General features: G+C 38.8%; 1 protein-coding gene, 1 pseudogene and 1 other annotated feature. The gene and the pseudogene both read left to right on the forward strand.

Annotation, left to right across the window (positions count from 1 at the left end; translation table 11 throughout):
- Positions 1–117: 117 nt before the first annotated feature.
- Positions 118–684: a recombinase family protein gene (locus FTT84_RS17700; RefSeq protein WP_006581699.1), complete on the forward strand. Its 567-nt coding sequence runs from the start codon at positions 118–120 to the stop codon at positions 682–684.
- Between the two features lie 182 nt (positions 685–866).
- Positions 867–1,745 (forward strand): annotated as a pseudogene (locus tag FTT84_RS17705) (IS3 family transposase); the annotation flags it as partial.
- Positions 1,156–1,272: a sequence feature (AL1L pseudoknot), on the forward strand. (Overlaps the previous pseudogene by 117 nt.)

The raw sequence follows: 1,745 nt of genomic DNA on the forward strand, positions 1-1,745 counted from the left end.
TATAGCCTAACGGAACAAAATAAAGTCTTAAAAAGCAACTCAAAAACCGTATTTATAGACTTAATATTTAATTTCGGTACAATATGTATTTAATTATCTAAACTCTAACGGTACAGAATGCCTAATCAGGTCGGATATATTCGAGTCAGTTCAACTGAACAAAATACTGAACGTCAATTAGATGGAATCAGCCTGGATAAGACCTTTACTGAAAAGGCAAGCGGTGGTAGCCGTGAACGTCCTCAGTTAAATGCAATGCTCGACTATCTGCGTGAAGGTGATACGGTGCATGTTCATAGTATTGATCGTCTGGCACGTAATACAAATGATCTGAACGAAATTGTGAATAGTCTGAATGATCGTGGTATAACCATTATTTTTCATAAAGAGAATTTGACCTTCAGTCATGATGTAGCACAATCGGCAATAAATAAACTCATGTTTCAGATGCTTGCTGCATTTGCAGAGTTTGAACGCTCCATGATCCGTGAGCGTCAAAAGGAAGGAATTGCAAAAGCCAAAGCGAAGGGCTTATATAAGGGAAGAAAGCGGAAGGTTGACTATGTTGAAATACGAAAAGCAATGGCTGAAGAAAATTCAACATTTAGAGGTGTTGCAGAAAAGTTTAAAGTAGGGATAGCAACAGTACAAAGAGCTTTAAAAGAAGAAACTAATAATCAATAAGGTTGATTAATGAAGACGCTTAGATATTCAAATTTAGAAAAGATCATGACCATTTATACTGAAATTTCTACTTATATTACATTTCATAATGCGACTGGTTTAACAGATATAAATAAATCAATGGAAGATTTTTGAACCGTACCGGGTTTGTCGGAGACCAAGCTTTCTGAGAGAATGTCCCGATGAAAAAAGTAAAATATACCCCTGAAATCAGAGAAAGAGCGGTTCAATTATTGATTGAATCCGAGAAAGATTATCCATCGAATTGGGCTGCGATCACCGCTATTGCTCCCTGAGCAGTATACTGCGCAAGGGTTGTACTCCTGAAACACTACGTGTTTGGTATCAAAAATATTTAGATAAACAAAATCCAGTTAAAGTACAGCAGCTTTCAGACCAAGAACGTATCAAACAACTCGAACGCGAAAATAAAGAACTGCAACGCGCCAATGAAATTCTACGTAAAGCAGCCGCTTTTTTCGCCCAGGCGGAGCTCGACCGCCCACACAAATAATGGTGGATTTTATCCATAATAATAAAGAGCTGTACGGAGTCGAGGCGATTTGTAGAATTTTACCGATCGCACCTTCAACCTATTACCGGACTCTAGATCTCTGTGAAAATCCAGAACATCGAGCAAAGCGAGATTTACATGACTTGCATCATGCTGAGGAGATTAAACGAATTTGGAAGGAAAGTTCAGGTCGGTATGGTGTACGTAAAGTCTGGCAAAAACTGAAACGTGAAGGCTATATTATTGCGCGCTGTACTGTTGCTCGATTAATGCAAAAGCTAGGTATAAAAGGTGTTTGGCGTGGTAAGAACAAACAAACCACCCGTAGCCGAGATGATCAAAAACGAGCGGATGACTTGGTAAAACGTAATTTTACTGCTGATCATCCTGACCAACTGTGGGTGAGTGACTTTACGTATATTCAAACAAATTCAGGCTGGGTTTATACTGCATTTATTATTGATGTGTTCTCACGAGCAATTGTTGGATGGAAAGTATCGACACGGATGAATACAGATATGGTGCTCGATGCATTGGAGCAAGCATT

The organism is Acinetobacter sp. YH01019 (assembly GCF_013420285.1).
In the GTDB taxonomy this organism is placed as follows: domain Bacteria; phylum Pseudomonadota; class Gammaproteobacteria; order Pseudomonadales; family Moraxellaceae; genus Acinetobacter; species Acinetobacter gandensis.

Coding starts and splice junctions, on each gene's coding strand:
- FTT84_RS17700 (WP_006581699.1), top strand. CDS start 118: ATGCCTAATCAGGTCGGATATATTCGAGTCAGTTCAACTGAACAAAAT.